This window comes from Delftia sp. BGA-UO-ETr-SB1, assembly GCF_059567865.1.
Genome location: NZ_JCAQOW010000006.1, coordinates 1007622 through 1033949, shown reverse-complemented (window position 1 = coordinate 1033949; position 26328 = coordinate 1007622). Strand labels below are relative to the sequence as shown.

Genomic DNA, 26328 nt, shown 5'->3' with positions numbered 1-26328 from the left:
AGTTGGAACCTGCCATGACATCATTCAATGAAGTCCGTCTGTCCATGCTCGACCTCGTGGCCGTGCGCGAAGGCGGCACCGTCGCCGAGGCCCTGGACATTGCGCTGGCCACGGCCCGCAAGGCCGAGGCACTGGGATTCGAGCGCTACTGGCTGGCCGAGCACCACAACATGCCCGGCATCGCCAGCTCGGCCACGGCCGTGCTGATCGGCCACATCGCAGGCGGCACCTCGAAGATCCGCGTGGGCTCGGGCGGCATCATGCTGCCCAACCATGCCCCGCTGGTGGTGGCCGAAGCCTTCGGCACGCTGGCCGAGCTGTACCCGGGCCGCATCGACCTGGGCCTGGGCCGTGCGCCAGGCACCGATGGCGCCACCATGCGCGCCCTGCGCCGCGACCGCGTCGAGACCGAGGAGGACTTCCCGCGCGACGTGATGGAGCTGCAGCGCCTGCTGGGCCCGGCCACGCCCGAGCAAAAGCTGGTGGCCACGCCCGGCGCGGGCACCAACGTGCCGATCTGGCTGCTGGGCTCCAGCCTGTTCTCGGCCCAGCTGGCCGCCCACCTGGGCCTGCCCTATGCCTTTGCCTCGCACTTCGCGCCGCGCATGCTCTACCAGGCCGTGCAGCTGTACCGCAGCCTGTTCAAGCCGTCGGCCCAACTGGCCAAACCCTACGTGATCGTCGGCGCCCCCGTGATCGCGGCGCCCACCGATGACGAGGCCGAGTACCTGGCCAGCAGCACCTACCAGCGCGTGCTGGGCATCATCACGGGCCGGCGCGGACTGCTGCCGCGCCCCATCGAGAACTATGCGGCCCAGCTCGGCGAGCAGGAGCGCCGCGCCATCGGCGACTTCCTGGCCGTGGCCTCCATCGGCGGCCCGGACAAGGTGCGTACGCGCCTGCAGAAGCTGCAGGCCGACACCGAGGCCGACGAGCTGATCCTGGTCAGCGACGTGTATGACCGCGACCTGCGCCTGCGCTCGCTGGAGATCACGGCCGGCGTCATGGGCCGCTGAAGGCATGAGCCGCTCCGCCCGGCTGCTGCAGCTGATCGACCTGCTGCGCCGCGCGCGCCTGCCACAGGCCGGGCCGGTGCTGGCCCGGCAGCTGGACGTGAGCCTGCGCACCCTGTACCGCGACATTGCCACCCTGCGCGAACAGGGTGCAGCGATTGCGGGCGACCCGGGCGTGGGCTACGAGATGCGGCCCGGCTTTCTGCTGCCGCCGCTGATGTTCACGCCCGATGAGCTGGAGGCCCTGCTGCTGGGCGCGCGCTGGGCCAGCCGCCAGGCCGACCCCGAGCTCGCCCAGGCCGCCACCGCCGCGCTGGACCGCATACGCAGCGCGCTGCCGCTGGAGCTGCGCATCGAGGTGGACACCAGCGGCCTGCTGGTGCCGCCCATCTGCCACGAGTCCGTGACCGAGCCCTGGCAGACCGCGCTGCGCCTGGCGATACGGCGCCAGCACCGGGTGCTGCTGCACTACACGGATGAGAAGGGCCAGCCGACCGAGCGCCAGATCTGGCCTTTTGCCATGGCCTTCTTCGACCAGCGGCGCATTCTTGCGGCCTGGTGCGAACTGCGCCAGGACTTCCGCCATTTCCGTGCCGACCGCGTGCGCTCAGTCACCGATCTGCAGGAACGCTATCCCGACCACCGCAGCGGCCTGATCGAACGCTGGTCGCGGCAACTGGGCTACACGGTCCGCTGACACCACTGCTGACAAAAACTGTCAGCATGGCCTCCTACAGTCGCTCCCATGGCCTTCTCGCCATGCATTCAAACCACTGGGAGCCTTCATGAACGACTCGATCAAGCCGCTGCGCTTTTACTTCCACCCCCGCTCGCGCGCCGTCATCGCGCGCTGGATGCTGGAGGAATGCGGCGCCCGCTATGAGCCCGTGCGGCTGGAATACGGCAGCACCATGAAGGCTGCCGACTACCTGGCTGTCAACCCCATGGGCAAGGTCCCCGCCCTGGTGCACGGCGAGACCGTGATCACCGAACAGGCCGCCATCCTTGCCTATCTGGCCGACATCTTCCCCGAACGAAGGCTCGCACCGGCCGTGGACAGCCCGCTGCGCGGCGTCTACCACCGCTGGATGTTCTTCCTGGCCGGCCCCGTCGACGCCTTGATAACTGCCAAGAGCCAGGGCCACCTGGAGCAGCAGACGGCCGACCAGGCCATGTCCGCCGGCTATGGCCGCTATGACGACGTGGTGCAGACGCTGCGCCAGGCCGTGGCCGGCAGGCGCTACCTGTGCGGCGACCAGTTCACCGCGGCCGACGTGCTCATGGCCAGCTACCTGCGCTGGGGCACGATGATGAAGCTGCTGCCCGCGCTGCCCGAGTTCAGCGACTACGGCCAGCCGCTGATGGAACGCCCGGCCTCGCTGCGCTCCATCCAGCTCAACGAAGCGGCCCTGGCGGCCCAGCCGGCATAAGGATCAGGCAGGGGCTGCCGCCGACCGCGGCGGCGGCCTCGCCATCCAGCCGTCACCGGCAGCGGCTACCATCGGGGGTTGGATCGCCGCCTGGCGTTTCCTGAACGCCATCCCTTCCCCAGCCCTTCCCGACTCCCGCCGCGCATGCCTGCCTTTTCCTTCGAAGCCCTGGATGCACAAGGTCAGACCCGCAAGGGCACGATCGAAGCCGACAACGCGCGCGCCGCGCGCAGCCAGCTGCGGGCCCAGGCCCTGGTGCCCATGGCCGTGGAGATCGTGGCCTCGGGTTCCGCGTCCGGCCCCCAGGGCGGCGCCTCGCGCTGGCTGACCCGTCCCGTCCTTGGCTCCACGGGGCTCACCGTGTGGACGCGCCAGATGGCGGGGCTGGTCGGGTCAGGCCTGCCCATAGAGCGCGCCCTGGCCGCGCTGTCCGAAGAAGCCGACGACCCGCGCCAGCACCACCTCGTGGCCGCGCTGCGCGCCGAGGTCAACGCGGGCTCCACCTTTGCCCGCGCCCTGGCCCAGCACCCGCGCGAGTTCTCCGACATCTACTGCGCCGTGATCGGCGCCGGCGAGGCCAGCGGCAGCCTGGGCCCGGTGCTGGAGCGGCTGGCCGACGACCTGGAATCGCGCCAGGCCCTGCAGTCCAAGCTCATTGGCGCAGCCCTGTACCCGGCCATCGTGACCCTGGTGGCCATTGTCATCGTGCTGTTCCTGGTCAGCTACGTGGTGCCCCAGGTGGCCAGCGTGTTCGCCGGCACCAAGCGCGCCCTGCCCTGGCTCACCGTGGCCATGCTGGCGCTCAGCGACTTCGTGCGCAGCTATGGCTGGGCCGCGCTGGTCGCCCTGGTGCTGGGCGCCGTGGGATTCCGGCTGTCCATGAAGAACCCCGTGCTGCGCGAGCGCTTCGACGCCTGGTGGCTGCGCCTGCCGCTGATCGGCCGGCTGGCGCGCAACTACAACGCGGCACGCTTTGCCGGCACGCTGGCCATGCTGGCGGGCGCAGGCGTGCCCATTCTCAAGGCCTTGCAGGCCGCAGCCGAAACGCTGGGCAACCGCGCGCTGCGCGCCGATGCCATGGACGCGCTGGCCCTGGTGCGCGAGGGCGCGCCGCTGGCCTCGGCCCTGGCGCAGAAAAAGCGCTTCCCGGGACTGATCTCCATGTTTGCCCGCCTGGGCGAGCAGACCGGCCAGCTGCCCGTGATGCTGCAGCGCGCGGCCAACCAGCTGTCCACCGAGGTGCAGCGCCGTGCCATGCACCTGGCCACCATCCTGGAGCCGCTGCTGATCGTGGCCATGGGCATGGTCGTGGCCCTGATCGTGCTGGCCGTGCTCATGCCCATCATCCAGCTCAACCAGTTCGTCAAATAGCGAAAAGCGCCAAGCCATGTCCGTGACCCTGCAAGACAAGCTGGTCGTCGCCATCTCCTCGCGGGCGCTGTTCGACTTCGAGGAGGAGAACCGGCTGTTCGACGCCGGTGACGAGCAGGCCTACATGCGCCGCCAGCTGGACCTGGTGCACCAGCCCGCACGCCCGGGCATCGCCTTCCCGCTGGTGCGCAAGCTGCTGGCCTTCAATACGCCCGAGGTGCAGCGCGTGGAGGTGATGATGCTGTCGCGCAACGACCCGGCCAGCGGCATGCGGGTCTTTGCCTCGGCCAAGGCAGCCGACATGCACATAGAGCGCGGCGTGTTCACGCGCGGGCGCGATCCGTTTTCCTACCTGCGGCCGCTGGGCGCCCACCTGTTTCTCTCGGCCAACGAGGTCGATGTGCGCAGGGCGCTGTCCATCGGCTTTCCTGCCGCGCGCGTGATGGTCGATTCCACGCCGGCAGGCGACCGCTACCCGCAGGAGGTGCGCATCGCCTTCGACGGCGATGCCGTGCTGTTCTCCGACGAGGCCGAACGCGTCTACCAGCAAGGCGGGCTGCCGGCCTTTCTGCGCCACGAGGTCTCCCATGCCGCCACGCCGCTGGCGGAAGGGCCGTTCAAGCCGCTGCTGGTGGCGCTGCACCGGCTGCAGCAGCAGGCGGACTCGTCCCAGACCATGCGCATTCGCACGGCCCTGGTGACGGCGCGCAGCGCACCGGCGCACGAGCGTGCCATCCGCACGCTGCTGGAATGGGGCATTGCGGTGGACGAGGCCATGTTCCTCGGCGGCCTGGAAAAGGGCCCGTTCCTGCGCGAGTTCGAGCCGGACTTCTTCTTCGACGACCAGACCGGCCACGTCAACTCGGCCGCGCGCCATGTGCCGGCAGGCCATGTGAGCAGCGGCATCTCCAATCCGGACGCCGATCCGCCGAAGTAAACAATTGCAAAGGGCGGGCCGACCGTGCTTGCAAATGCCGGTTCCGTGCCCAAATAAAGCCCATGCATTTTCCCGTCATGAACCGCTCTGCCCTGCTGCGCCGGCCACCGCTGCTGCAGGCCGCCGTCGTCGTGCTGCTGACCAGCGCCTTCATGCTGCCCGCCGCGCGCGCGCAGGCGGCAGAAAACGCAGCCACCGAGCAGGCAACGGCCAGCCCGGCGCCGCTGACCAAGGGGGAGATCAAGGCCCAGCGTGAATTCAAGATGCTGGACTTCAACAAGGACGGCAAGCTCAGCCGTGCCGAAGTGGCGCTGTTCCCGCGCCTGTCGGCGGCCTTCGACGAGGCCGACACCGACAAGGACGGCTACGTCTCCTATGCGGAAGTGCAGGCCTTTGCCGTCAAGTACCGCGCCGAACGCGACAAGGCAAAGGCCAAGGCGCAGGCCGAAGAGGCAAAGGCCGCCGAGCGTGCGGCAGCCGAGCATGCTGCAGCCGCACCCGCTGCCAGGGACAAGAAGGAAGGCGAAGGCTCAAAGGACTGAGCCTTCTTGCCCGGCCCCTGACACTCAAAGACCGCCGGTACGCTTGACCTTGGGTTCCGAATAGGTCAACGGTTCGTCGCGCACCTGCATCTTGTTGCGAGCCACATCGTCGGCCTTGCTGACCTCCTGGGCCTGCTCCACCGCCATGGCGCTGGCACGCCACATGGACTGGATGAACTCGATGAGCTGCTTGGAGATCGGCTCCTTGGGCGGCTCCTCAACCTCTTCCTTTTGCTTGATCTCCTCGGCCAGCGTCCAGTCGCGGTTTTCCTGGTCCACCACGGACGGCTTTTCAGGATCGCGCACCACCCGGCCCTCGCCGATGCGGTCCGTGGATTCGACGGCGTTGGTGGCGTTCACAGGACGCACGGGCACCGCGCCCGACGCACCGGTGGAGTACAGATCGGCGCTTTGCGGGCGCCACGGTATGGGTGATCGGTCAACAGGTGGAATTGGCATGGCTCGACCCTCTTGCTGGATGTGTGCTGTGGGCGGGAATTTCCCGCCGTCGCCTCATCATCGACAGAAGCTGAAAGAACTGAAGCGCTTTTTTTGAAAGACGCTTCGGCCTGCCTCAAACCAAGGGTAAACCCCTTATTAACCCCGACCAGGCGCTAGAGGAAACGCTCCAGCAGCTTGCGCGAGGTGCGGTCCAGCGCCGTGCTGTCGGGCACGCTGAACTGCACGCCGTCCTGGCTGGTGATCATCAGATGCGTGCGGCCCGACAGCCGCCGGATGTCCTCCTCGGCCTTGAGCACGAGCTGCACGGGGCCCCGGTCGGTCTCCAGGTCCCAGGTGCTGGGCGTGGAATAGCTGGACACCTTGTGGATGCGCTGGATGACGGGCACGAACTCGCGCACGGCCAGGTCTTCCTCGATCAGCGTGCGGGCCTGCGCCGGCAGGTGGTCCATGTGGTCCACCCACAGCGCCTCCTTGCCATCGACGGAGACCAGGGACAGGCCTTCCAGCGGTGCGGCAATGGGAAAGGCGCGCACGGGCACCACGGATTCGTGGCGCGTGCCGTCGGCCAGGATCAGCACCAGGCGGCCATGGGCGTTGCGCTCCATGCGCACGCCGCTCAGATCGGCGCCGGCAGCGGAATGTTGGGCGTTGGACATGGCTTATTCCTCGATGGTGGTTGCGGCCAGGGTCAGGCCTGCGGCCTGGGCATCCTCTTCGGCGCGCCGCGCCTGGGCCTGGTACAGGCGCCAGTAGGCGCCCTGCTTTTCCATCAGCTCGTCGTGCGGACCCACTTCCACGATCTCGCCCCGGTCCATGACCACGAGGCGGTCGGCCTTGCGCAGCGTGGACAGGCGGTGGGCAATGGCAATCGTCGTGCGGCCCTGCACCAGATTGTCCAGCGCCTTCTGGATTTCCTTCTCGGTCTCGGTGTCCACGGCCGAGGTGGCCTCGTCCAGGATCAGGATGCGCGGGTCGATCAGCAGTGCGCGCGCAATGGAGATGCGCTGGCGCTCGCCGCCCGACAGGCCCTGGCCGCGCTCGCCCACCAGGGAGTCGTAGCCATGCGGCAGGCGCAGGATGAATTCATGGGCGTGGGCAGCGCGGGCCGCCGCCACGATTTCCTCGCGCGTGGCATCGGGCTTGCCGTAGGCGATGTTCTCGGCAATGGTGCCGAAGAACAGGAAGGGCTCCTGCAGCACCAGGCCGATGTTGCTGCGGAAGTCCGAGACCTTGAGCCTGCGGATGTCCACGCCGTCGAGCTGGATGGAGCCCTCGCTCACGTCATAGAAACGGCTGATCAGGTTGACCAGGGTGCTCTTGCCCGAGCCGCTGTGGCCGACCAGACCGATCATTTCACCCGGACGAATCTGCAGGTCCAGGTTCTTGATCACGGCGCGGCTGCCGTAGCGGAAGCTCAGGTTGTCCAGCGTGATGGCGCCCTGCACGCGCGGCAGCTTGACCGGGTTGACCGGGTCGGGCACGTTGCTCACGTGGTCGAGGATGTCGAAGATGCGCTTGGCGCCGGCCGCCGCCTTCTGCGTGACCGAGACGATGCGGCTCATCGAATCCAGGCGGCTGTAGAAGCGGCCGATGTAGGCGATGAAGGCCGTCAGGATACCGACCGTGATCTGGCCGCCAGCCACCAGCCAGATGCCGAAGCCCCAGACCACCAGCAGGCCGATCTCGGTCAGCAGCGTCACCGTGGGCGTGAACAGCGACCAGGTCTTATTGACCTTGTCGTTGGCCTGCAGGTTGACCAGATTGGCCTGGGCGAAACGGTCAGCCTCGCGCTTTTCCTGGGCGAAGGCCTTGACCACGCGGATGCCGGGGATGGTGTCGGCCAGCACATTGGTCACTTCGGACCAGACGCGGTCGATCTTCTCGAAACCCGTGCGCAGGCGGTCGCGCACCAGGTGGATCATCCAGGCGATGAAGGGCAGCGGCACCAGGGTGACCAGGGCCAGCCACGGATTGATGGAGAACAGGATGACCGAGGTCATCACGATCATCAGCACGTCGGTGGCGAAATCCAGCGCATTCAAGGATAGAAACAAATTGATGCGATCTGTTTCCGCCCCGATGCGCGCCATCAGGTCGCCCGTGCGCTTGCTGCCGTAGTAGTCCAGCGACAGCGTCAACAGGTGGTTGTAGGTGGTGGTGCGCAGATCCGAGCCAATGCGCTCGGAGACCTTGGCCAGCACGAAGGTGCGCGCCCAGCCCAGGCCCCAGGCCACCAGCGCCGCCGCCAGCAGCCCACTCAGGTAGAAGACAACGAGACTGCTGTCGATCTGCTGCCCGTTCTGGAACGGGATCAGGATCTTGTCCACGATGGGAATCGTCAGGTAGGGCGCCACCAGGGTGGCGCCCGTGGAGGCCAGGGTCAGCAAAAAGCCCAGCAACAGCTGGTGCCGGTAGGGATGGGCAAAGCGCCACAGGCGCAGCAGCACCCAGGTGGAGGTCTGCGGGCCCTGCTGGCGCGCGCAGGCCGGGCATTCGTCGGCTTCGGGCGGCAGTTCGGCCTGGCAGGCCGGGCAGCGGGGTACGTCGTCCTCGGGCTCGGCAAAGTCCTCGCCGCGTGCCAGGCGCTCGCGCTCGTGGTCGAACTGCTGCAGCAGGCGCAGCACGGCCGCCTGGTGGCGCAGCGTGAAGCGCCACAGCGCCAGCCGCGCCGCAGGGCCGTGCAGTTCGAGGTTGCCCACGCCGCCGTGGTCCAGCGTGCGCAGATTCTGATCAATTGATAGTGCCCACTCACTCCACTGCTGATCTGCAGGATCACAGGCGAGGAGCCGCTGGTTGGTCAGCACAACCCAGCCTTCGCCGAAGCGCATATCGAGGGTCAGGTCAACCGGGACGAGGGCCAGCACGTTTTCATTGGAAGCGAGCCTGGCTCGCAGCCCAGCCCCGCGGGGGCTGGCAAGGAAGGCCGAAACGTCCACAGAATGGTGTTCTTGCATGTTGAGTTGTTTTTCCCGCCCCTGGCGGCTCCTGGTGTCATGCGGGCAACCGCAGCTCCCCGGTGGATATCCCGCGCTTTGCACGGCATACCCTGCTCAACGCGCCAACCCTGGTTTAGGCTGACAGCACTGCGCATGGGCTTTCTGAGCGCACAATCCTCTCCCATTCTCCGGCGATCCGCACCCGGGTCGTCGCTCACGCTTACCCGTTGATCGACATGGCGAAATTCAAAGACATCCAACTCTTGCGCACCACCTACCTGCGTGGACCCAGCGTCTGGACCTACCGTCCCGTGCTGGAGGTCTGGCTGGATCTTGGTGAGCTGGAGGACTATCCCTCGAACAAGCTTGACGGTTTCAACGAGCGCCTGACGGCCTGGCTGCCCGACCTGATCGAGCACCACTGCGGCGTGGGCGAGCGCGGCGGCTTCATCCAGCGCCTGGAAGGCGGCACCTGGTGCGGCCATGTGCTGGAGCACATCATCATCGAGCTGCTGAACCTGGCGGGCATGCCGGCCGAGTTCGGCCAGACGCGCGAGATTTCCCAGCGCGGCATCTACCGCATGGTCTTCCGCTGCCCCGAGGAAACCGTGGCGCGCACGGCCCTGGCCTACGGCCACCGGCTGATCATGGCCGCCATCAACGACGAGCCCTTCGACCTGAAGGCCGCCGTCAAGGCCATCAAGACCGAGATCAACGACCGCTACCTGGGCCCGAGCACGGGCTGCATCGTCGATGCTGCAGGCGAGCGCCGCATTCCCCACATCCGCCTCAATGACGGCAACCTCGTGCAGCTCGGCTATGGCGCCGCGCAGCGCCGCATCTGGACCGCCGAGAGCGACCAGACCAGCGCCATTGCCGAAGGCATTGCCCAGGACAAGGACTTCACCAAGCGCCTGCTGGCCGCCTGCGGCGTGCCCGTGCCCGAAGGCCAGATCGTCAACAGCCCCGAAGAAGCCTGGGAAGTGGCGCAGGACATCGGCTTTCCCGTCACCGTCAAGCCCTCGGACGGCAACCACGCGCGTGGCGTGACGCTGGACCTGCGCGACGAGGCCGACATCAAGACCGCCTTTGCGCTGGCCCAGCCCGAAGGCTCCGACGTGATCGTCGAGCGCTTCATCGACGGCACCGAGCACCGCATCCTGGTGGTGGGCGGCAAGGTCGTGGCGGCCTGCCGTGGCGAGACCGTGAGCGTGGCCGGCAACGGCAAGTCCACGCTGCGCGAGCTGGTCGCCGTGGTCAACCAGGACCCACGCCGCGGCCCTGAGCAGGAATACCCGCTGGACTGGATCAATCTCGAAGCCCCGGCCGTGAAGCTGGAACTCAAGCGCCAGGACGTCACGCCCGACACCATTCCCGCCCAGGGCACCAGCGTGCTGCTGCAGCGCAACGGCAACATGGCCATCGACTGCACGGATGAGGTCCACCCCGAAGTGGCCTACATGGCCACGCTGGCCGCCAAGATCGTGGGCCTGGACATCGCGGGCATGGACATGATCCTGCAGGACGTCTCGCGCCCCATGAAGGAGCAGGGCGGCGCCATCCTCGAAGTCAACGCCGGCCCCGGCCTGCTGATGCACCTGAAGCCCACCAGCGGCGCGCCGCGCCCCGTGGGCATGGCCATCGCCGACCACCTGTTCCCGCGCACCGAAGAGGGAACGGGCGCAGGCCGCATCCCCCTGGTGGGCATTGCCGGCACGCGCAACAACGGCTTCACGGCCCGCCTGGTGGGCTGGCTGCTGCAGCTGTCGGGCAAGCTCACGGGCGTGGCCAGCAGCGAGGGCATGTTCCTGTCCAACCGCCAGACCCAGAAGACCAACACCGCCAATTGGGCCGGTGCCCACCGCCTGCTGACCAACCGCCTGGCCCAGGCCGCCGTCATCCAGACCACGGCCCGCTCCATCCTGGAGGAAGGCCTGGCCTACGACCGCTGCCTGGTCGGCGTGGTCACCGACATGGACGGCTTCGAGCAGTTGCCTGACCATGACGTGCACGAGCAGTCGCAGATGACGCGCGTGATGCGCACCCAGATCGACGTGGTGCTGGACGAAGGCGCGGGCGTCCTCAATGCCGACATCGAACAGGTGGCCGACCTGGCCCGCCTGTGCGACGGCGAGGTGCTGTTCTATTCGATGCAGGCAGACAGCCCCGTGGTCGCGGCCCACCGTTCCGAGAGCGAAGGCCGTGCCGTCTTCGTGCGCGGCAACCAGGTGATCCTGGCCACGGGCGCTGCCGAGCGCGTGCTGGGCACGCTGGACGCACTGAGCCTGCCCGGCGGCCTGCGCCCGGACACGCCGGCCCTGCTGGCCGCCATTGCCGCCGCGTGGTCCATGGACATTGCCCCCGACCTCATCGTCGCCGGCATCAAGACCTTCGACTACACGCCGGCCGCCGCAGCCACCGCCGCCTGAGCCCGACCACACGATGACATGCAGGCAGGCCCGGCGACGCGGGCCTGCCCTCCGAAAGAAGACACTATGCAGATCACCCGCATCCGAGCCCTGCGCGGCCCCAATCTCTGGACCCGCAGCACCGCCATCGAAGCCATCGTGCAATGCGAGCCCGGCGAGTGCGACTACTCGGCCCTGCCCGGCTTCGAGGACCGGCTGCGCGCGCGCTTTCCCAAGATCGGCACGCTGCAGCCGCACGGCGCCGACCAGCGCCTGTCGCTGGCCCAGGTGCTGGAAGTCGCGGCCCTGTCGCTGCAGGCCCAGGCCGGCTGCCCGGTGACCTTCAGCCGCACGCATGAAACCGTGGAGACCGGCACCTACCAGGTGGTGGTGGAGTACACCGAAGAGGCCGTCGGCCGCCTGGCCATGGAACAGGCCGGCGAGCTGCTGCAGTCGGCCCTGGCCGACACGCCCTTCGACGCCGACAAGGTGGTCGCCCAGCTGCGCGAACTCGACGAGGACGAGCGCATCGGTCCCTCCACCGGCTCCATCGTCGATGCGGCCGTGGCGCGTGGCATTCCCATCCGCCGCCTGACCTCGGGCTCGCTGGTACAGCTGGGCTGGGGCTCCAAGGCGCGCCGCATCCAGGCCGCCGAGCTGGACCAGACCAGCGCCGTGGCCGAATCCATCGCCCAGGACAAGGACCTGACCAAGCGCCTGCTGCACGCCGCCGGCGTGCCCGTGCCGCTGGGCCGCCCCGTCAAGGATGTGGAAGAAGCCTGGCTCGTGGCCCAGGAAGTGGGCCTGCCCGTGGTGGTCAAGCCCCAGGACGGCAACCAGGGCAAGGGCGTGGTGGTCAACATCACCACGCACGAGCAGCTCAAGGCAGCCTTCGCCACCGCCTCGGAATTCGGCGACGACATCATGGTCGAGCGCTTCCTGCCCGGCCATGACTTCCGCCTGCTGGTGGTCGGCGGCCAGCTGGTGGCCGCTGCGCGCCGCGAGCCGCCCCAGGTGCTGGGCGACGGCCAGCACACCATCCGCGAGCTGGTGGACATCGTCAACCAGGACCCGCGCCGCGGCTCGGGCCACGGCACGGCGCTGACCAAGATCCGCCTGGACGACATCGCCATCGCGCGCATCGCCACCGAAGGGCTCACGCCCGAATCCGTGCCGGCCCAGGGCCAGCGCGTGGTGCTGCGCAACAACGCCAACCTGTCCACCGGCGGCAGCGCCACCGATGTGACGGACGACGTGCACCCCGACATCGCCGCGCGCGCCGTGGAGGCCGCCCAGACCATCGGCCTGCACATCTGCGGCGTGGACGTGGTCTGCGAGACCATGCTGCGCCCGCTGGAAGAGCAAAACGGCGGCATCGTCGAAGTCAACGCCGCACCGGGCCTGCGCATGCACCTGGCGCCGTCCTTCGGCAAGCCCCGCAACGTGGGCGTGCCCATGGTCGATGAGCTGTTCGCGCCGGGCCAGGACGGCCGCATCCCGCTGGTGGCCGTCACCGGCACCAACGGCAAGACCACGACCACGCGCCTGATCGCCCACCTGTTCACCTCGCATGGCTGGCGCACGGCCATGACGAACACGGACGGCGTCTACGTCAACGGCCGCCAGATCGACAGCGGCGACTGCTCGGGCCCGCGCAGCGCGCGCAACGCCCTGGCCCACCCCGAGACCGATGCGGCCGTGCTCGAATGCGCACGCGGCGGCATCCTGCGCGAAGGCCTGGGCTTTGACCGCTGCCAGGTGGCCGTGGTCACCAACGTGGGCGCGGGCGACCACCTGGGCCTGAACTACATCACCACGGTGGAAGACGTGGCCGTGCTCAAGCGCGTCATCGTGCAGAACGTGGCCACCGACGGCTATGCCGTGCTCAACGCGGCCGATCCGCTGGTCGCCGCCATGGCCTCCACCTCGCCGGGCAAGGTCATCTATTTCGCGGCCGACCGCCACCACCCCGTGATGGCCACGCACCGTGCCCAGGGCAACCGCGTGGTCTACGTGGACGGCGACAGCATCGTCGCGGCCGAAAGCTCGTGGCGCGAGACCATTGCGCTGCGCGAGATCCCCATCACGCGCAACGGCACCATCAGCTTCCAGGTGGAGAACGTCATGGCCTCCATCGCCGCCGCCTGGGGCGTGGGCATGCCCTGGCAGACCATCCGCCGCGGGCTGGCCGGCTTCGTCAACGACAGCGACAACGCGCCGGGCCGCTTCAACGTCATGGACTACCGTGGCGCCACGCTGATCGCCGACTACGGCCACAACCCCGACGCCATTCGCGCCCTGGTCCAGGCCGTGGATGCCATGCCGGCCCAGCGCCGCAGCGTAGTGATCAGCGGCGCGGGCGACCGCCGCGACCAGGACATCACCGAGCAGACCCAGATCCTGGGCAAGGCCTTCGACGACGTCATCCTCTACCAGGATGCCTGCCAGCGCGGCCGCGCCGACGGTGAAGTCCTGGCCCTGCTGCAGCAAGGCCTGCAAGGCGCACCGCGCACCGACTACGTGACCCAGATCCAGGGTGAGTTCAACGCCATCGACCATGCGCTGGCGCGACTGACACCCGGCGACCTGTGCCTGGTGCTGGTGGACCAGGTGGAAGAAGCCCTGGAGCATCTTCGCCGCCATGTGGCGGGTGAAAACACCCCCTGAGGCGCTTTGCGCCTTCCCCCTCTCTCGCTTCGCGGGAGGGGGACGACACCCTCGGGGCGGGGCGGCCCTTCCTCGGTGTCCCTGAGTTGGGCCGCGCCACTCTCATACGCAATGCCATGATCGAACCCAGTGCGAAGTATTTCCCGCGAGGCCGGGCCTTGCTCACGGCCGCCCTGGCCACGCTGCTGCTGGGCGCCTGCGGTGCGCGCGCCGAGCAGGTGGGCGCGGTGGACACGGTGTTCAAATTCATAGGCCCGGACCACAAGATCGTGGTCGATGCCTATGACGATCCCAAGGTGGCGGGCGTGACCTGCTATGTCTCGCGCGCCAAGACCGGCGGCATCAAGGGCGGCCTGGGCCTGGCCGAGGACCGCGCCGAAGCCTCGATCAGCTGCGTGCAGACCGGCCCCATCCAGATCCCCGCGCCGCTCAAGCAGCAGGACGAGGTGTTCACCGAACGCATCTCGCTGCTGTTCAAGCGCCTGCGCGTGGTGCGCATGGTCGATGCGCAGCGCAACACCCTGGTCTACATGACCTACTCGGACCGCGTGATCGAAGGCTCGCCGCAAAACAGCGTCACCGCCGTGCCCGTGCCGCGCAGCACGCCGATTCCGCTGGGCAAATAACCCGCCTCAGTCCTGGGCGTGTTGGCGGCAGGCCTGCACAAAGGCCGCCAGCGCCGGCGAGCGGCGCTTGCCCGCCCGCTGCACCAGCGAGAAATCCCGCCACATGCGCGGCAGCGTGGTCGGCAGCACGGCCAGCTCTCCCGAGGCGACCAGGGCCTGCACCAGCACGCGCGACAGGCAGCTGATACCCAGGCCCTGGGCCACGCAGCGCGCAATCGCCTCCGAACTGCCCAGCGTGGCGGCGGCCGGCAGCTGGTGCAGATGCGGCAGCAAGGCATGCTCCACCATCTCGCGCGTGCCCGAGCCCGGCTCGCGCAGCAGCCAGCGCGCACCGCGCAAGGCGGCCACGCCCAGCGGGCGCTGGCCCGCAGCCTGCACCAGCGGGTCCTGTGCTGCAGCCACGATGACGAGTTCGTCGCGCATCCAGGGCTCGACCTCCAGCCCGGGCCAGTGGCTGGTGCCCTCGATCAGGCCCAGGTCCACGTCCAGCGATTCCACGGCCTGGCCCACCTCGCGCGTGTTGGCGATCTGCAGGTCCACGCTCAGGTGCGGATGGCTGCGCGCCAGGTGCGCGAGCACGGCCGGCAGCGCATAGGTGCCTATGGTGGTGCTGGCTGCCACGCGCAGACGCACGGGCAGGCTGGCGGCCCGCACCGAAAACGCCTGCTCTATGCCCCTGGCCTGCTCCAGCAGCGCCAGCGCCTCGGGCAACAGGGCGCGGCCCGCGTCGTTGAGCGCCAGTCGCCGGCCCACGCGCTCGAACAGCTGGGCGCCCATGGCCTGCTCCAGCTGCTGCAGCGCGGCGCTGGTGGCCGACTGCGACAGGGCCACGGCGTCGGCCGCGGCCACGGTGGAGCCCGCCTGGGCGACGGCGCAGAAGATTTCAAGTTGGCGCAGGGTGAGGTGCAGCATGGCGTGCAGTCTGAACGAGGCATCAACCTGTTTCCCCGGTTGGTGCTACAAAAACTATTCGTTATACGAATATAGCCAAGAAATCTAAAGTGCCTCCCATGCACCGCGCTCCTGACGCGGCGCGCAGGCACCATGAACACCACATCCCTCCCACGCTCCTCCCATCCGTCCGGCTGGCTGCGCCAGTTGACCGAGCTTGCGCCCGGCCTGCTGCTGGCCGGCGCCATTGCCGCAGCCGCCACCTGGGGCGCACGCCAGCCGCTGCTGGCCGGCTCGGGCCTGAGCGCACTGACGCTGGCCATCTGCATCGGCCTGGTCATCGGCAACACCGTCTATCCGCGCCTGGCGCCCAGCTGCCATGCCGGCGTAGGCCTGGCCAAGCAGCGCCTGCTGCGCGCGGGCATCGTGCTCTACGGCCTGCGACTGACCTTCCAGGACATAGGCCATGTGGGCATGGCCGGCGTGGTGGTCGATGCCCTGGTGCTGGGCAGCACCTTCTTGCTGGCGCAATGGCTGGGCCGCCGCGTCTTCGGGCTGGATGCGCGCACCACGGTGCTGATCGGCGCGGGCAGCTCCATCTGCGGCGCCGCTGCCGTGCTGGCCACCGAACCCGTGATCAAGGGCCGCGCCGAAGACGTGGCCGTGGCCGTGGCCACCGTGGTGGTCTTCGGCACCGTGGGCACCTTCCTCTACCCCGCGCTGTTCCACTGGAACGCCGCCCACGGCTGGCTGGACATGTCGCCTGCGCAGTACGGCCTGTACGTGGGCTCCACCGTGCACGAGGTGGCCCAGGTCGTGGCCGCCGGCGAAGCCATTGCGCCCGAAGCCGCCGACGTGGCCGTGATCTCCAAGATGGTGCGCGTGATGATGCTGGCCCCCTTCCTGCTGCTGCTGTCCATGGCGGTGGCGCGCGGCAACCGCAGCAGCCAGGTGAGCGACGGCCAGCCGCGCCGCATCACCATTCCCTGGTTCGCGCTGGGCTTCGTCGCCATGGCCGGCGTGAACTCCCTGGGCGTGCTGCCTGCCGCCGTGGTGCAGGTGGGCGTGCAGCTGGACAATGCCCTGCTGGCCGTGGCCATGGCGGCCCTGGGCCTGACCACCCATGTCCGCGCCGTGCGCGCCGCAGGCACGAAGCCCCTGCTGCTGGCCGCCTTGCTGTTCGCATGGCTTCTGGTGGCGGGCCTGCTCTTCAACCGCTGGGTGCCCGGCCTGCTCTGAAGCCGTCCGCATCCATCGACCGGCCCTGCAAAGCATCGTCTTGCAGGGCCTTTTTCATCGACCGCCCACCTGAACAAGGGAATACCCTTAAATCAAATGCAGACACAATTAATTTGCAATGCAAATTAATTGCATTGCAAAGATAATCGAGGCATGTCCTTTGCCTCTGCCCCTCCCCGCGCCCGTCTCGGCTTTCTCATGGTCACCCTGGTACGCCAGTGGCGCCGCCAGGTCGAGGAGCAACTGCTGGCCGACGGCCTGACCGATGCCACCTGGGCGCCGCTGATCCATCTGCGCGCCTGGGGCGACGGCGTCACGCAAAAGGAACTGGCCGAGCGCGTGGGGCTGGACGGCTCCAGCCTGGTGCGCCTGCTCGATATTCTGGAAGGCCACGGCTGGGTGGAACGCCGCGCCGACCCCGGCGACCGGCGCAGCAAGCGCATCTTCCTGACCGATGAAGGCAACCGCGCCGTGGACCGCGTGCGCGCCACCATGCTGCAGGCCGAGCTGGCCATGCTGCAGGACCTGGACGATGCCGAGGTCGAGGCCATGCTGGCCGGCATGGCCAAGATCCAGGAGCGCATGGCCGCGCTGCGCACTGAAGGCGCGCCATGAGCGCCCTCCACGATGCCTATGGCCGCCTGCTGCAGGCCTCGGTCCGCTGGGGCTTCGACCCCGTGCGCCTGCGCCAGCATCTGCGCACGGCCTTTGCCGCCTGCCTGGCGCTGCTGGCTGCCTGGCAGCTGGGGCTGGAGCATCCGCAGTGGGCTGCCATGGCCACCTGGGCCGCATCCCAGCCGCTGCGCGGGCAACTGCTCGAAAAAAGCTTTTTCCGGGTCGCAGGCACCGTGGCCGGCACGGCCGTGGGCGTGGGCCTGGTGCTGCTGGCCCAGGGAAACCTGCTGTGGCTGGTGCTGGGCCTGGCCGTGTGGCTGGGCCTGTGCGCGGGCGTGGGCAATCTGCAGCGCAGCTTCGTGGCCTACGGCACCATGCTGTCCGGCTATTCGGCGGCCATGGTCGCGCTGCTGGACTTTGCCCACCCCGACCAGGTCTTCGCCCTGGGCTGGGACCGGCTGTTCACGGCTCTGACCGGCGTATTCGCAGCCCTGCTCGTGGGCTGGCTGTTCACGCCCAAGGGCAGCGGCATTCCCGGCAATGCCGAGGTGCGCCAGCTGTTCGCGCAACTGCTGCGCGATCTGGCCGACAGCCTGCAGGCGCGCGGCCGTTCGTCCCTGGGCTCGCAGGAGATCGCCGCCCGCCTGCTGGCCATGGCGGTGATCGAGGAGGGGCTGGACCCGCACGCCGCCGGTTCGCAGCGCTCGCGCGAGGCCGTGCACGCGCTGCGCCGGCTCATGAATGCCCAGATCTCGGCCCTGCTGTGGCTGCGCGATGCACCATCACAGGAGCCGCCTGCGGCCTTTGGCGAGGCGCAGGCCCTGGCCGCCGCGCAGGCACTGCGTGAAGCCGCCCTGGCGCTGGAGACGCGCGTGCAGTTGCACGAGGCCGCGGCGGCCGTGGTACGCGCACGCGAGGCCGCCGTGTACTGGCCCGGCGCAGCCGACATGCTGGCCCCGATGGGCTTTGCGCTGCAGGCCCACCTGGCCGCCACCCATGACGTGGCCCTGCCGCCCGGCCACCGCGCCCGCCAATGGCCCGTGGTGCTGCACAGCGACTGGCTGGGCGCGCGCCGCGCCATGCTGCGTGCCAGCGCGGCCATCGCCATCGTGGGCCTGCTGTGGGTGGTGACGGGCTGGAGCGGCGGTGCCTACATGCTGCTGGGCATGTCCATCATGCTGACCGTGTTCTCGGGCTTCGAGAACCCGTCGGCCACCATGCGCCATGTGACCCTGGGGCAGGCCATGGGCGTGCTGGTGGCCCTGGCCTGCCAGTGGCTGGTCTGGCCGTTCGCCGGCAGCCAGGCGGGCCTGGTGTGGCTGATGCTGCCCTTTGTCTACGTGGGCGCGCTGCTGTTCTCGCACCAGCGCACCGCGCTCTCGGGCTATGACTGCAACATGGTGCTGCTGCTCCTGCTGCAGCCCCACTACCCGCAGACGGCCAGCTTCGGCCATGCGCTGGCCCTGGGGCTGGCCGTGGTGTCCGGGCCGCTGGCCGGCTGGGCGGCCTACCGCTTCATCCTGCCGGTCACGCTGCAGGGCCGGCTGCAAAGCCTGCGCTCCATGATGGTCCACGAGCTGCAGGACATGGCCGCCACGCCGGGCCATGCGCGCGATGGCCGCATTTGGCGCGCCCGCCTGTACCACCGGCTGCTGCGCCTGGTGCGCATGTCGGAGCAGGCCGGAGGGCAGCTGGGTGCGCAGGCAGCGGAGTGCGGCCTGGCCGCCCTGCATGTGGGCCGCGCCATCCAGGCGCTGCATCAGCTGTCCGAGGAAGCCGCGCTTGGCGACGGCACGGCCCGCGCCGTGCGCGCCGCGCTGCTGCGCCTGCAGCGGCTGCAGCAGGCGCCCGGCCAGTGCCCGCCGCTTTTGCGCGCGCTGGCGCAGCGCGTGGCCGAACGCCATCCCGACCAGGCCCGCCAGCTGCGCCATGCCGCGCATGAGATCGCGCAACACGAGGCCTTCTTCCGCAACGCCGGCTGAAGCACGGACCCATGCCAGAATGAACGGCTAAGGCCAGCCCAGGCCGGCAGCGCCCCACGCTCCCTGTCCCCCTGTTGCAAGGAAAGCATCCATGTCGTGGAGCGACACCACCATCACCTCACAGCGCCTGGCGCTGCGCCCCTTCACTGCCGCCGATGCCGATGAGGCCTTTGCCTGCATCACGCCCACGCTGACGCGCTACCTGTCCTTCGAGCCGGCGTCGACGCCTGCCGAGTTCGAGGCGGTCTGGCGCGGATGGCTGCAGGAGATCGCGGCCGGCACGGACTTCAACTTCACGCTGCGCGAGCGCACGTCAGGCCGATTCACCGGCCTGCTGGGCCTGCACGGCGCGCGCGACGCCGAGCCCGAACTCGGGATCTGGATACGCGAGGACGTGCATGGCCAGGGCTACGGCCGCGAAGCCGTGGCCGCGCTGGCAGCATGGACCCGAGCGACCTTTGCGCCACAGTCCTTGCGCTACCCGGTGGCCGAGCCCAATACCGCCAGCCGGCGCATTGCCCAGGGGCTGGGTGGCGTGGAGGTTGAGCGCCAGAGCCTTTCAAAGTACGTGCTCGTCGTCTACCGCATACCAGGGGTCGCCACGTCGGGCGTTGCCGCCCCATGAAAACAAAGGCCGTCCCACGCGAGTGGGACGGCCTTGTCCATGGGGCAGATGCCTGTCTTACACCGCCGCGATCGACACGGCCTTGGCGACCAGGTAGGCCTCCAGCGCCTCGGGGCCGCCCTCGGAGCCATAGCCCGAATCCTTGACGCCGCCGAACGGCATCTCGGCCGAAGCCACGGCCGGCTGGTTGATCCACAGCATGCCGGTCTCGACCTGCTGGGCCAGCTGGTGGGCCGTCTTGATGGAGCGCGTGAACGCATAGGCCGCCAGGCCGTAGGACAGGCGGTTGGCCTCGGCAATGGCCTCGCCCAGATCGTCAAAGCCGCGGATGGCGGCCACGGGGCCGAAGGGCTCCTGGTTGAAGATCTCGGCGCTCAGCGGCACGTCGCCCAGCACCGTGGGAGCGAAGAAGTTGCCCGCGCCGCCCAGCGAGGCACCGCCCGTAAGCAGCTTGGCGCCCTGCTTTTGCGCATCCTCGATCAGATGGGACAAGGCCGTGACGCGGCGCGGATTGGCCAGCGGGCCCATCTGCGTGCCCTGGGCCAGGCCATCGCCGACCTTGAGGCCTTCGGCATGGGCGACCATGGCGCGCGTGAATTCCTCGCGCACGCTGTTGTGCACCAGAAAGCGCGTGGGCGAGATGCAGACCTGGCCCGCGTTGCGGAACTTGGACGCGCCTGCGGCCTTCACGGCCAGGGCCACGTCGGCATCCTCGGCCACGATGACCGGCGCGTGGCCGCCCAGCTCCATGGTCGAGCGCTTCATATGCTGGCCGGCCAGCGCCGCCAGCTGCTTGCCCACTGCGGTGGAGCCGGTGAACGTGACCTTGCGGATCACGGGATGGGCGATCAGGTAGGAGGAAATCTGGGCCGGATCACCGAACACCAGGCCCACCACGCCGGCCGGCACGCCGGCATCGACAAAGCACTTGAACAGGGCTGCGGGCGCAGCCGGCGTTTCCTCGGGCGCCTTGCACAGGAAGGAGCAGCCCGTGGCCAGCGCCGCGCCGATCTTGCGCACGATCTGGTTGACGGGGAAGTTCCAGGGCGTGAAGGCGGCCACGGGGCCCACGGGCTCCTTGATCACCAGCTGCTGCACCTCGGGGCGGCGCGAGGGCACGATGCGGCCGTACACGCGCAGCGCCTCGTCGGCAAACCATTCGATGATGCCCACGCCGGCCAGGATTTCGCCCTTGGCCTCGGCCACGGGCTTGCCCTGCTCCTGCGTCAGGAGCGCGGCGATCTCGTCGGCGCGCTCCTTGAGCAGGGCCGCGGCACGGCGCATGGCGGCGCCGCGCTCATGGGCGGAGACGTTGCGCCAGACCTCGAAACCGCGCTGCGCTGCGGCCAGCGCACGGTCCAGGTCGGCCACGTCGGCATGGGCCACATGGCCGATGACTTCGCCGCTGGCCGGGTTGCGCACGGGAATCTTCCTGCCGCTGGCGGCGTCCTGCCATTGGCCGTCGATCAGGAGTTGGGTGTCGGAGTAGGAATGGCTCATGCTGGATCAGATCCTTGGTAGATGACAGGGGGCAGATGTGTGGGGCAGGCACGGTCCTCGCAGTGTCCGCACCCGGCTGCCGCTGCAGCGCAGCGACCATTCTAGGAAGCGCCGGACGGCGGTGCCGTCACCGGGCTGTCACGCACACAACACCTAAAATGCCCGGGTTTCGCAATATCCACCAATCCGTTGAGAGGGAGCTCATGACCGATCTTTTCGACACCACTGCGCGCAGGGGTTTGCGCAGCGTCGCGCTGGCGCTCGCCCTGGCAGGCAGCCTGGGGCTGGCATGGGGGCAGGAGGGCGCCGCCGATGTGCTTCAGTTCATCCCTCGCATGAGCGTGGACTCGCGCGTCCAGCCGCAGGATACGCCTCGGGAGTTCCTGGCTTCACGCAGCCAGGCTGCAGCCACCGAGGTCACGCCGCTGCGCGTGGAGCTGGGCGCATGGAAGGAATACCGCGCCGCATCGGCACCGGCAGGCGGCGCAATGCAGGTGGGCGCCCAGCGGTTGAGTGCACAAACGGCCACGGTGGACGCACTGGCATCGCAACTGCAATGGAGCACCACCGCCTCCGGCGCACGCGTGGCGGCCGTCAGCGTGCGCTCGGAAGGCGCCTATGGCATACGCCTGGGCGTGGAAATGAACCAGTTGCCCGGCAACGCGCTGCTGCGCGTCTATGCGCAGCAAAACCGCGCAGGCGCCTACGAGATCGCCGGCCAGCGCATTCTGCAGGTTCTGCAGGCCAACCTGGACGCGGGCGACACAGGCACCGACGGCCGCACCTGGTGGACTCCCGACACGGGCGGCGACGAGGTGACGCTGGAGATCGAACTGCCCCCGGGCGTCCCGGCCGACACGCTGCGCATCGCCATCCCGCGTGTGATGCATGTGCATGAGAACCTCTCGCTGCCGCTGGAAGGCGAGATGCAGTTCTCGGCACAGCTCAACGAATCCCTGCCCTGCCAACTGGATTCCACCTGCTACGACGCATACAGCTCGCAACGCAACGCCGTGGCCCGCATGCTCTACATCAAGGATGGGATGGGCTATGTCTGCTCGGGCACCCTGCTCAACGACACGGCGAGCTCCGGCACCCCCTACTTCGTCACGGCCAACCATTGCATCAGCAGCCAGACCGTGGCTTCTACGCTGGAGACCTCGTGGTTCTATCGCACGCCCTCGTGCAACAGCCGCACGCTGTCATCCGGGAACAAGGTTCTGCGCAACGGCGCAACCTTGCTCTACGCAACGGCAACCTATGACGGTGCCCTGATGCGCCTCAACGACACGCCTCCCGCTGGCGCAGTCTTCTCCGGCTGGACCACGCAGACGCTGACGAGCGGTGCCAGCGTCGTGGGCATACACCATCCCCGTGGCGACCTGCAAAAGATCAGCTTCGGCACGGTCTATGGCTCGGTCGCATGCGAGCCGTCGAGTGAAGGCACGATGCTTTGTTCCAACGACAGCAAGGGCAACGGCGGCTTCAACCTTGTGACCTGGAACCAGGGGCTGACGCAGCCGGGCAGCAGTGGCTCGGGCCTGTTCCTGCAGGGTCGGCTGGCAGGCACGCTCTATGGGGGTGACGACCAAACCTGCTCTGCATCTGGCGGCACCTCGATCTACGGGCGCTTCGACCTGCTGTACCCCGCCCTCCAGAAATGGCTGGCAGCCAGTGCGACCACGGCGCGCAGCCCTGTATACCGCTTCTACAACGCGCATACGGGCGCCCACTTCTACACAGGCAGCGTTGCCGAGCGCGATTACGTGATTGCCAAGCTCCCGGAGTTTCAATACGAGAACGTGGCTTTCTATGCCTCTGCCCAGCCCCAGCAAGACCTGAGCCCCGTCTTTCGCTTCTACAACCAGGATTCGGGAGCGCACTACTACACCATCAGTGAAAGCGTTCGCGACTACGTCCACCAGACCTTTGCCCGTTTCATCTACGAAGGCCCGACCTGGTACGCACAAAAGAATGCCGTCGCAGGCAGCGTGCCCGTCTACCAGTTCTACAACCTGGACTCCGGAGCCCACTTCTATACAGCCAACGCCAGCGAACGCGACTATGTGATCGCCACCTTTGCCCGCTTCCGCAACGAAGGCATCGCCTATTACGTCTGGCCTTCGCAATAAGCCCAGCACTGCCCATCCCGGCGCACTGCACCGCAGTGCGTCCCCAAGAAAAAGGCCCCGCACTGCGGGGCCTTTTTCTTGGGGCAACAGCCCTCACCCCACCAGCACCAGCCCCGGCGGCAGGCTATCCCCAAAGCTGCGCTTCGCATCCTGGGCGTCCATCTGCTGGACCTGTTCCACCAGGTCGATCCAGCGCTGCGGTGCACCGGCGCCGCGCAACCGCTCCAGCACCAGGGAGCGCTGGGCATCGGACAGGTCCAGCGCACGGTCGCCCGTCATGCGGGCCATCTGAACGGCGGCGAACATGGCGGTTTCATTGCGGCGCCAGTCCTGGGCCAGGGTGGCGTCCAGGAACTCCTGCGCAGCCTCGGGCGGCATGACGCGGTGGGCGTTGGCGGCCAGCGGCATGCGCGCGGCCAGGCGGCCTATGGCCCACCAGGTCTGCACGGATTCACCAGGGTGCTTCAGCCGTTGCAGCATCCACTGGCCCATTTCCTGGCGGTACTGCCAGGGCACGGCCTCCATGGCGGCGAACAGGCGCAGCATGTCGTCGTAGCTGCCATGGGCGGACTTGCCCTGGCTGCGCTGCGTGGACTGCTGCACGGCCTTTTGCATGTGGCCGGCAACCTCTTCCAGCAGCTCCATCTGCCGGGCCTCATCCAGGCCCGCGGCCACGCGGCGCCAGAAGACCCACCATTCGGTGCGGTTGGCCGCCTCGCCGCCATGGCCCAGGCCCTGGCCATGCAGTTGCCAGACCTGCTGCATGCGCCAGCCGTCCAGCTCGGCGCCCACGCCGGGCCGCAGGCACCAGCCTGCCAGGTTCAGCCAGACGCGCTCGTGCTCGGCCGTGCGGCGGCGGCGCCTGGCCCGGGCCAGCAGGGCGTCGAACAGTGCGCGCAGCATCGGCAGGTCCCAGTCCTCGCGCGGGCCCAGCCGTCGCTCCAGCGACTGGCGCAGCTGGCGGACCTCCTTGGCAGTCACCTCCTGCGCCTGGCTGCCGAAGATGCGCTCGATCAGGGCCACGGCGTCGGCCAGCCGGCCCTGCCGGGCAGAACGATCGCCGGTGTCCTGCCCATCTGCGGCCAGCGCACCGCGCACGCTGAACGGCAGCAGCCACTGGCGCTGCGCATCGTCGGCGGCCACGCAGCGCACCTCCAGCGTGCCGACCTCGGTCATGCAGGCCTGCAGTTGCACCTCGACCTGGGCCTTGTCCCGGCCCTCGGGCGCTGGCAGCACGGTGGACAGGGCGGGCAGCTCGACCCAGCCCTCGCCGTCGAGCGCCGCAATGCGTCCGGCCTGCGCAGGCGCGGCCGCCAGGCTGTTGGCCACCAGGGAAAAGCGCACGGCCTGGCCCAGGCGCAGCGCAAAGCGCCGGCCGGAGAGCACGATGCGCACGCCCTCTTCCGTGCCGCGCGGCAGCAGGCAGATGCCCTGTGGTGCGGCACCCGCCTTCTCGGGCAGGACCAGCCAGTAGCTGCGCGGCGAGCCACCGCCGATGCGCGGTACCGGGGCGGGCACAGTCCGGGCATCTTCCGATTCCGGCAGATCCTCAGACGGACGGCTCTGGACATGCATGGCCAGGCCATGCGCCGCCGCGCCGCGTGCAACGGCCCAGTCGGGATGCGGGTTGTGCAGCAGGCGCAGCGGCTGGCCGCGCCAGGCCTGCAGTTGCGCCACCAGCCGCTGGGCCAGCGCATGGGCGTGGAAGACGCCGCCATTGAGCAGGACCGCATCGGGCAACTCCCCAGCCGCGTGCTGCGCGAGGAACTGCGCCAGGTGCCGCGTGATCGCCGCATCGGCAGGATAGGGCAGGCCCAGGCCGCGCAAAGCGCCCTGGCGCCGGGTGGGCAGGTCCTGCAGGCCGGCCAGCGGCATGAAGCCTTCGACCACGGCTTCGCGCACCTCGTCGCGGCGCAGCGTGGCCGTGCGCGTCTGCGCCATCAGCTTCGATCCGCCGCCCAGCAGGGTCACGGCCACGGACTCGGGCGCATCGTCGGCCAGCAACTGTTCCTTGGCCATGCGGCAGCGCTGCACCAGTTGGGCGAAGCGTGCGGCGGGCAGGCGCTCGCCGGGCGGGGCGAACTGCGGCTCCAGCCGATGGGCCAGCGCCAGGTCCATGTTGTCGCCGCCCAGCATCAGGTGTTCGCCCACGGCCGTGCGTGTCAGCACGGGCAGGCCTCCAGCTTCCCCGGGCTGCACGCGGATCAGGGTCAGGTCGGTGGTGCCGCCGCCCACATCCACCACCAGCACCAGGCGGCAGTGCGCCAGCTCGGCCGCCAGGCGTTCGCCCTGCAGCACCAGCCAGTCGTGGAAGGCAGCCTTGGGTTCCTCCAGCAAGTGCACTGCAGGCAAGCCGGCCAGCTGCGCGGCCTCCAGCGTGAGTGCGCGCGCGCCTTCGTCGAATGAGGCCGGCACGGTCAGCACGACCAGTTGGTCCCGCAGCGGCGCGCCGGGGTGCATGCGGTCCCAGGCCTGCCGCACATGGTCCAGGTAGCTGGCCGAGGCCTGCAGCGGAGACAGCCGGGCCACCTCTTCGGGCGCGCCCCAGGGCAGGATGGCCGCCGTGCGGTCCACGCCCGCGTGCGAGAGCCAGCTCTTGGCGCTGGCCACCAGGCGCGACGGCACGGCCGCGCCCAGGTCACGCGCCCAGCGGCCATTGACGGCGGGCGCTTGCGCATCGGCGCCCAGAGCAGTCCAAGGCTGCTGCCAGGCATCGCCGAGCTCGCCGGGCGCCGCCTGGTAGCGCGCCGAGGGCAGCAGCACCTGGGCCGCGACCTCGCTGGCCGAGACACGCTGCGCCACGGGCAGCAAGGCGATGTCGGCCGCCGTGCCGCCCACGGGCACATGCGCCACCACGGTGTGGCTGGTGCCCAGGTCGATGCCCACGATGTGGGCGGCGTCGGGAGCGAAGGGGGCGGCGGAGGCGGGGGCGGCAGTATCAGGCATATCGGC

The 26328-nt window shown here is 69.0% G+C and carries 20 protein-coding genes; 14 read left to right on the top strand and 6 right to left on the bottom strand.

Translation table 11 applies throughout. From position 1 onward, the window contains the following. Positions 1–14 precede the first annotated feature (14 nt). The 6 genes from AC57B5_RS23445 (at position 15) to AC57B5_RS23420 (ending at position 5293) form a co-directional block, all read left to right on the top strand. Entirely contained in the window at positions 15–1016 is a 1002-nt protein-coding gene (locus AC57B5_RS23445; protein ID WP_123690275.1) for an LLM class flavin-dependent oxidoreductase, read from the top strand. Between the two features lie 4 nt (positions 1017–1020). Then, positions 1021–1710, top strand: coding sequence for a helix-turn-helix transcriptional regulator (locus tag AC57B5_RS23440; RefSeq protein ID WP_013800648.1), 690 nt, complete (start codon positions 1021–1023; stop codon positions 1708–1710). A gap of 88 nt (positions 1711–1798) precedes the next feature. Beyond that, a complete protein-coding gene (locus AC57B5_RS23435) occupies positions 1799–2443 on the top strand; it encodes a glutathione S-transferase family protein (protein WP_496400446.1) in 645 nt (214 codons plus the stop codon). A 144-nt stretch (positions 2444–2587) separates the two neighbouring features. Then, entirely contained in the window at positions 2588–3814 is a 1227-nt protein-coding gene (gene gspF, locus AC57B5_RS23430) for a type II secretion system inner membrane protein GspF (RefSeq protein WP_013800646.1), read from the top strand. 16 nt (positions 3815–3830) lie between these two features. Further along, the gene (locus tag AC57B5_RS23425) at positions 3831–4751 is read left to right on the top strand and encodes a 5'-nucleotidase (RefSeq protein ID WP_043822074.1); all 921 of its coding nucleotides are present in this window, start codon (positions 3831–3833) and stop codon (positions 4749–4751) included. A gap of 62 nt (positions 4752–4813) precedes the next feature. Beyond that, the gene (locus AC57B5_RS23420) at positions 4814–5293 is read left to right on the top strand and encodes an EF-hand domain-containing protein (RefSeq protein ID WP_043822071.1); all 480 of its coding nucleotides are present in this window, start codon (positions 4814–4816) and stop codon (positions 5291–5293) included. A 24-nt stretch (positions 5294–5317) separates the two neighbouring features. Here AC57B5_RS23420 and AC57B5_RS23415 read toward each other — a convergent pair whose 3' ends face one another. The 3 genes from AC57B5_RS23415 to AC57B5_RS23405 form a co-directional block, all read right to left on the bottom strand. Further along, a complete protein-coding gene (locus AC57B5_RS23415) occupies positions 5318–5752 on the bottom strand; it encodes a hypothetical protein (protein ID WP_012207503.1) in 435 nt (144 codons plus the stop codon). 155 nt (positions 5753–5907) lie between these two features. After that, positions 5908–6411: a cyanophycin metabolism-associated DUF1854 family protein gene (locus AC57B5_RS23410; RefSeq protein ID WP_012207504.1), complete on the bottom strand. Its 504-nt coding sequence runs from the start codon at positions 6409–6411 to the stop codon at positions 5908–5910. Positions 6412–6414: 3 nt separating this feature from the next. Continuing rightward, complete coding sequence (locus tag AC57B5_RS23405; RefSeq protein WP_063328359.1) at positions 6415–8709, bottom strand: cyanophycin metabolism-associated ABC transporter; 2295 nt, start codon at positions 8707–8709, stop codon at positions 6415–6417. A 218-nt stretch (positions 8710–8927) separates the two neighbouring features. On the opposite strand from AC57B5_RS23405, the gene AC57B5_RS23400 reads away from it, so the two are divergent. The 3 genes from AC57B5_RS23400 to AC57B5_RS23390 all read left to right on the top strand — a co-directional run bounded on the left by AC57B5_RS23400 (position 8928) and on the right by AC57B5_RS23390 (position 14392). Then, a complete protein-coding gene (locus AC57B5_RS23400; RefSeq protein ID WP_099735044.1) occupies positions 8928–11120 on the top strand; it encodes a cyanophycin synthetase in 2193 nt (730 codons plus the stop codon). Positions 11121–11186: 66 nt separating this feature from the next. Beyond that, positions 11187–13766, top strand: a complete 2580-nt coding sequence (cphA, locus tag AC57B5_RS23395) for a cyanophycin synthetase (protein ID WP_065346794.1) — start codon at positions 11187–11189, stop codon at positions 13764–13766. 116 nt (positions 13767–13882) lie between these two features. After that, entirely contained in the window at positions 13883–14392 is a 510-nt protein-coding gene (locus AC57B5_RS23390; RefSeq protein WP_233174661.1) for a CreA family protein, read from the top strand. A 6-nt stretch (positions 14393–14398) separates the two neighbouring features. Here AC57B5_RS23390 and AC57B5_RS23385 read toward each other — a convergent pair whose 3' ends face one another. Then, positions 14399–15304 carry a LysR family transcriptional regulator gene (locus tag AC57B5_RS23385; protein ID WP_071956838.1) on the bottom strand — a complete coding sequence of 302 codons (906 nt, stop codon included), beginning with the start codon at positions 15302–15304 and terminating at the stop codon, positions 14399–14401. A 132-nt stretch (positions 15305–15436) separates the two neighbouring features. Between AC57B5_RS23385 and AC57B5_RS23380 the strand changes: the two genes are divergently transcribed. The 4 genes from AC57B5_RS23380 (at position 15437) to AC57B5_RS23365 (ending at position 19744) form a co-directional block, all read left to right on the top strand. Beyond that, positions 15437–16522: a YeiH family protein gene (locus AC57B5_RS23380; RefSeq protein WP_013800637.1), complete on the top strand. Its 1086-nt coding sequence runs from the start codon at positions 15437–15439 to the stop codon at positions 16520–16522. 153 nt (positions 16523–16675) lie between these two features. Then, a complete protein-coding gene (locus AC57B5_RS23375) occupies positions 16676–17137 on the top strand; it encodes a MarR family winged helix-turn-helix transcriptional regulator (protein ID WP_496400445.1) in 462 nt (153 codons plus the stop codon). Beyond that, positions 17134–19119, top strand: a complete 1986-nt coding sequence (locus tag AC57B5_RS23370) for an FUSC family protein (RefSeq protein WP_496400444.1) — start codon at positions 17134–17136, stop codon at positions 19117–19119. Before AC57B5_RS23375 ends, AC57B5_RS23370 begins: the two co-directional genes overlap by 4 nt. Positions 19120–19210: 91 nt before the next feature. Then, positions 19211–19744, top strand: coding sequence for a GNAT family N-acetyltransferase (locus AC57B5_RS23365; RefSeq protein WP_496400443.1), 534 nt, complete (start codon positions 19211–19213; stop codon positions 19742–19744). A gap of 57 nt (positions 19745–19801) precedes the next feature. Here the strand turns inward: AC57B5_RS23365 and AC57B5_RS23360 are convergent, their stop codons facing one another. Next, on the bottom strand, positions 19802–21244 hold the full coding sequence (locus tag AC57B5_RS23360; protein WP_071956841.1) for an NAD-dependent succinate-semialdehyde dehydrogenase: 1443 nt from the start codon (positions 21242–21244) through the stop codon (positions 19802–19804). Between the two features lie 203 nt (positions 21245–21447). Between AC57B5_RS23360 and AC57B5_RS23355 the strand changes: the two genes are divergently transcribed. Continuing rightward, a complete protein-coding gene (locus AC57B5_RS23355; protein WP_496400442.1) occupies positions 21448–23376 on the top strand; it encodes a trypsin-like peptidase domain-containing protein in 1929 nt (642 codons plus the stop codon). A gap of 93 nt (positions 23377–23469) precedes the next feature. On the opposite strand, the gene AC57B5_RS23350 is transcribed toward AC57B5_RS23355, so the two are convergent. Then, the gene (locus tag AC57B5_RS23350) at positions 23470–26322 is read right to left on the bottom strand and encodes an Hsp70 family protein (RefSeq protein WP_496400441.1); all 2853 of its coding nucleotides are present in this window, start codon (positions 26320–26322) and stop codon (positions 23470–23472) included. Positions 26323–26328 lie beyond the last annotated feature (6 nt).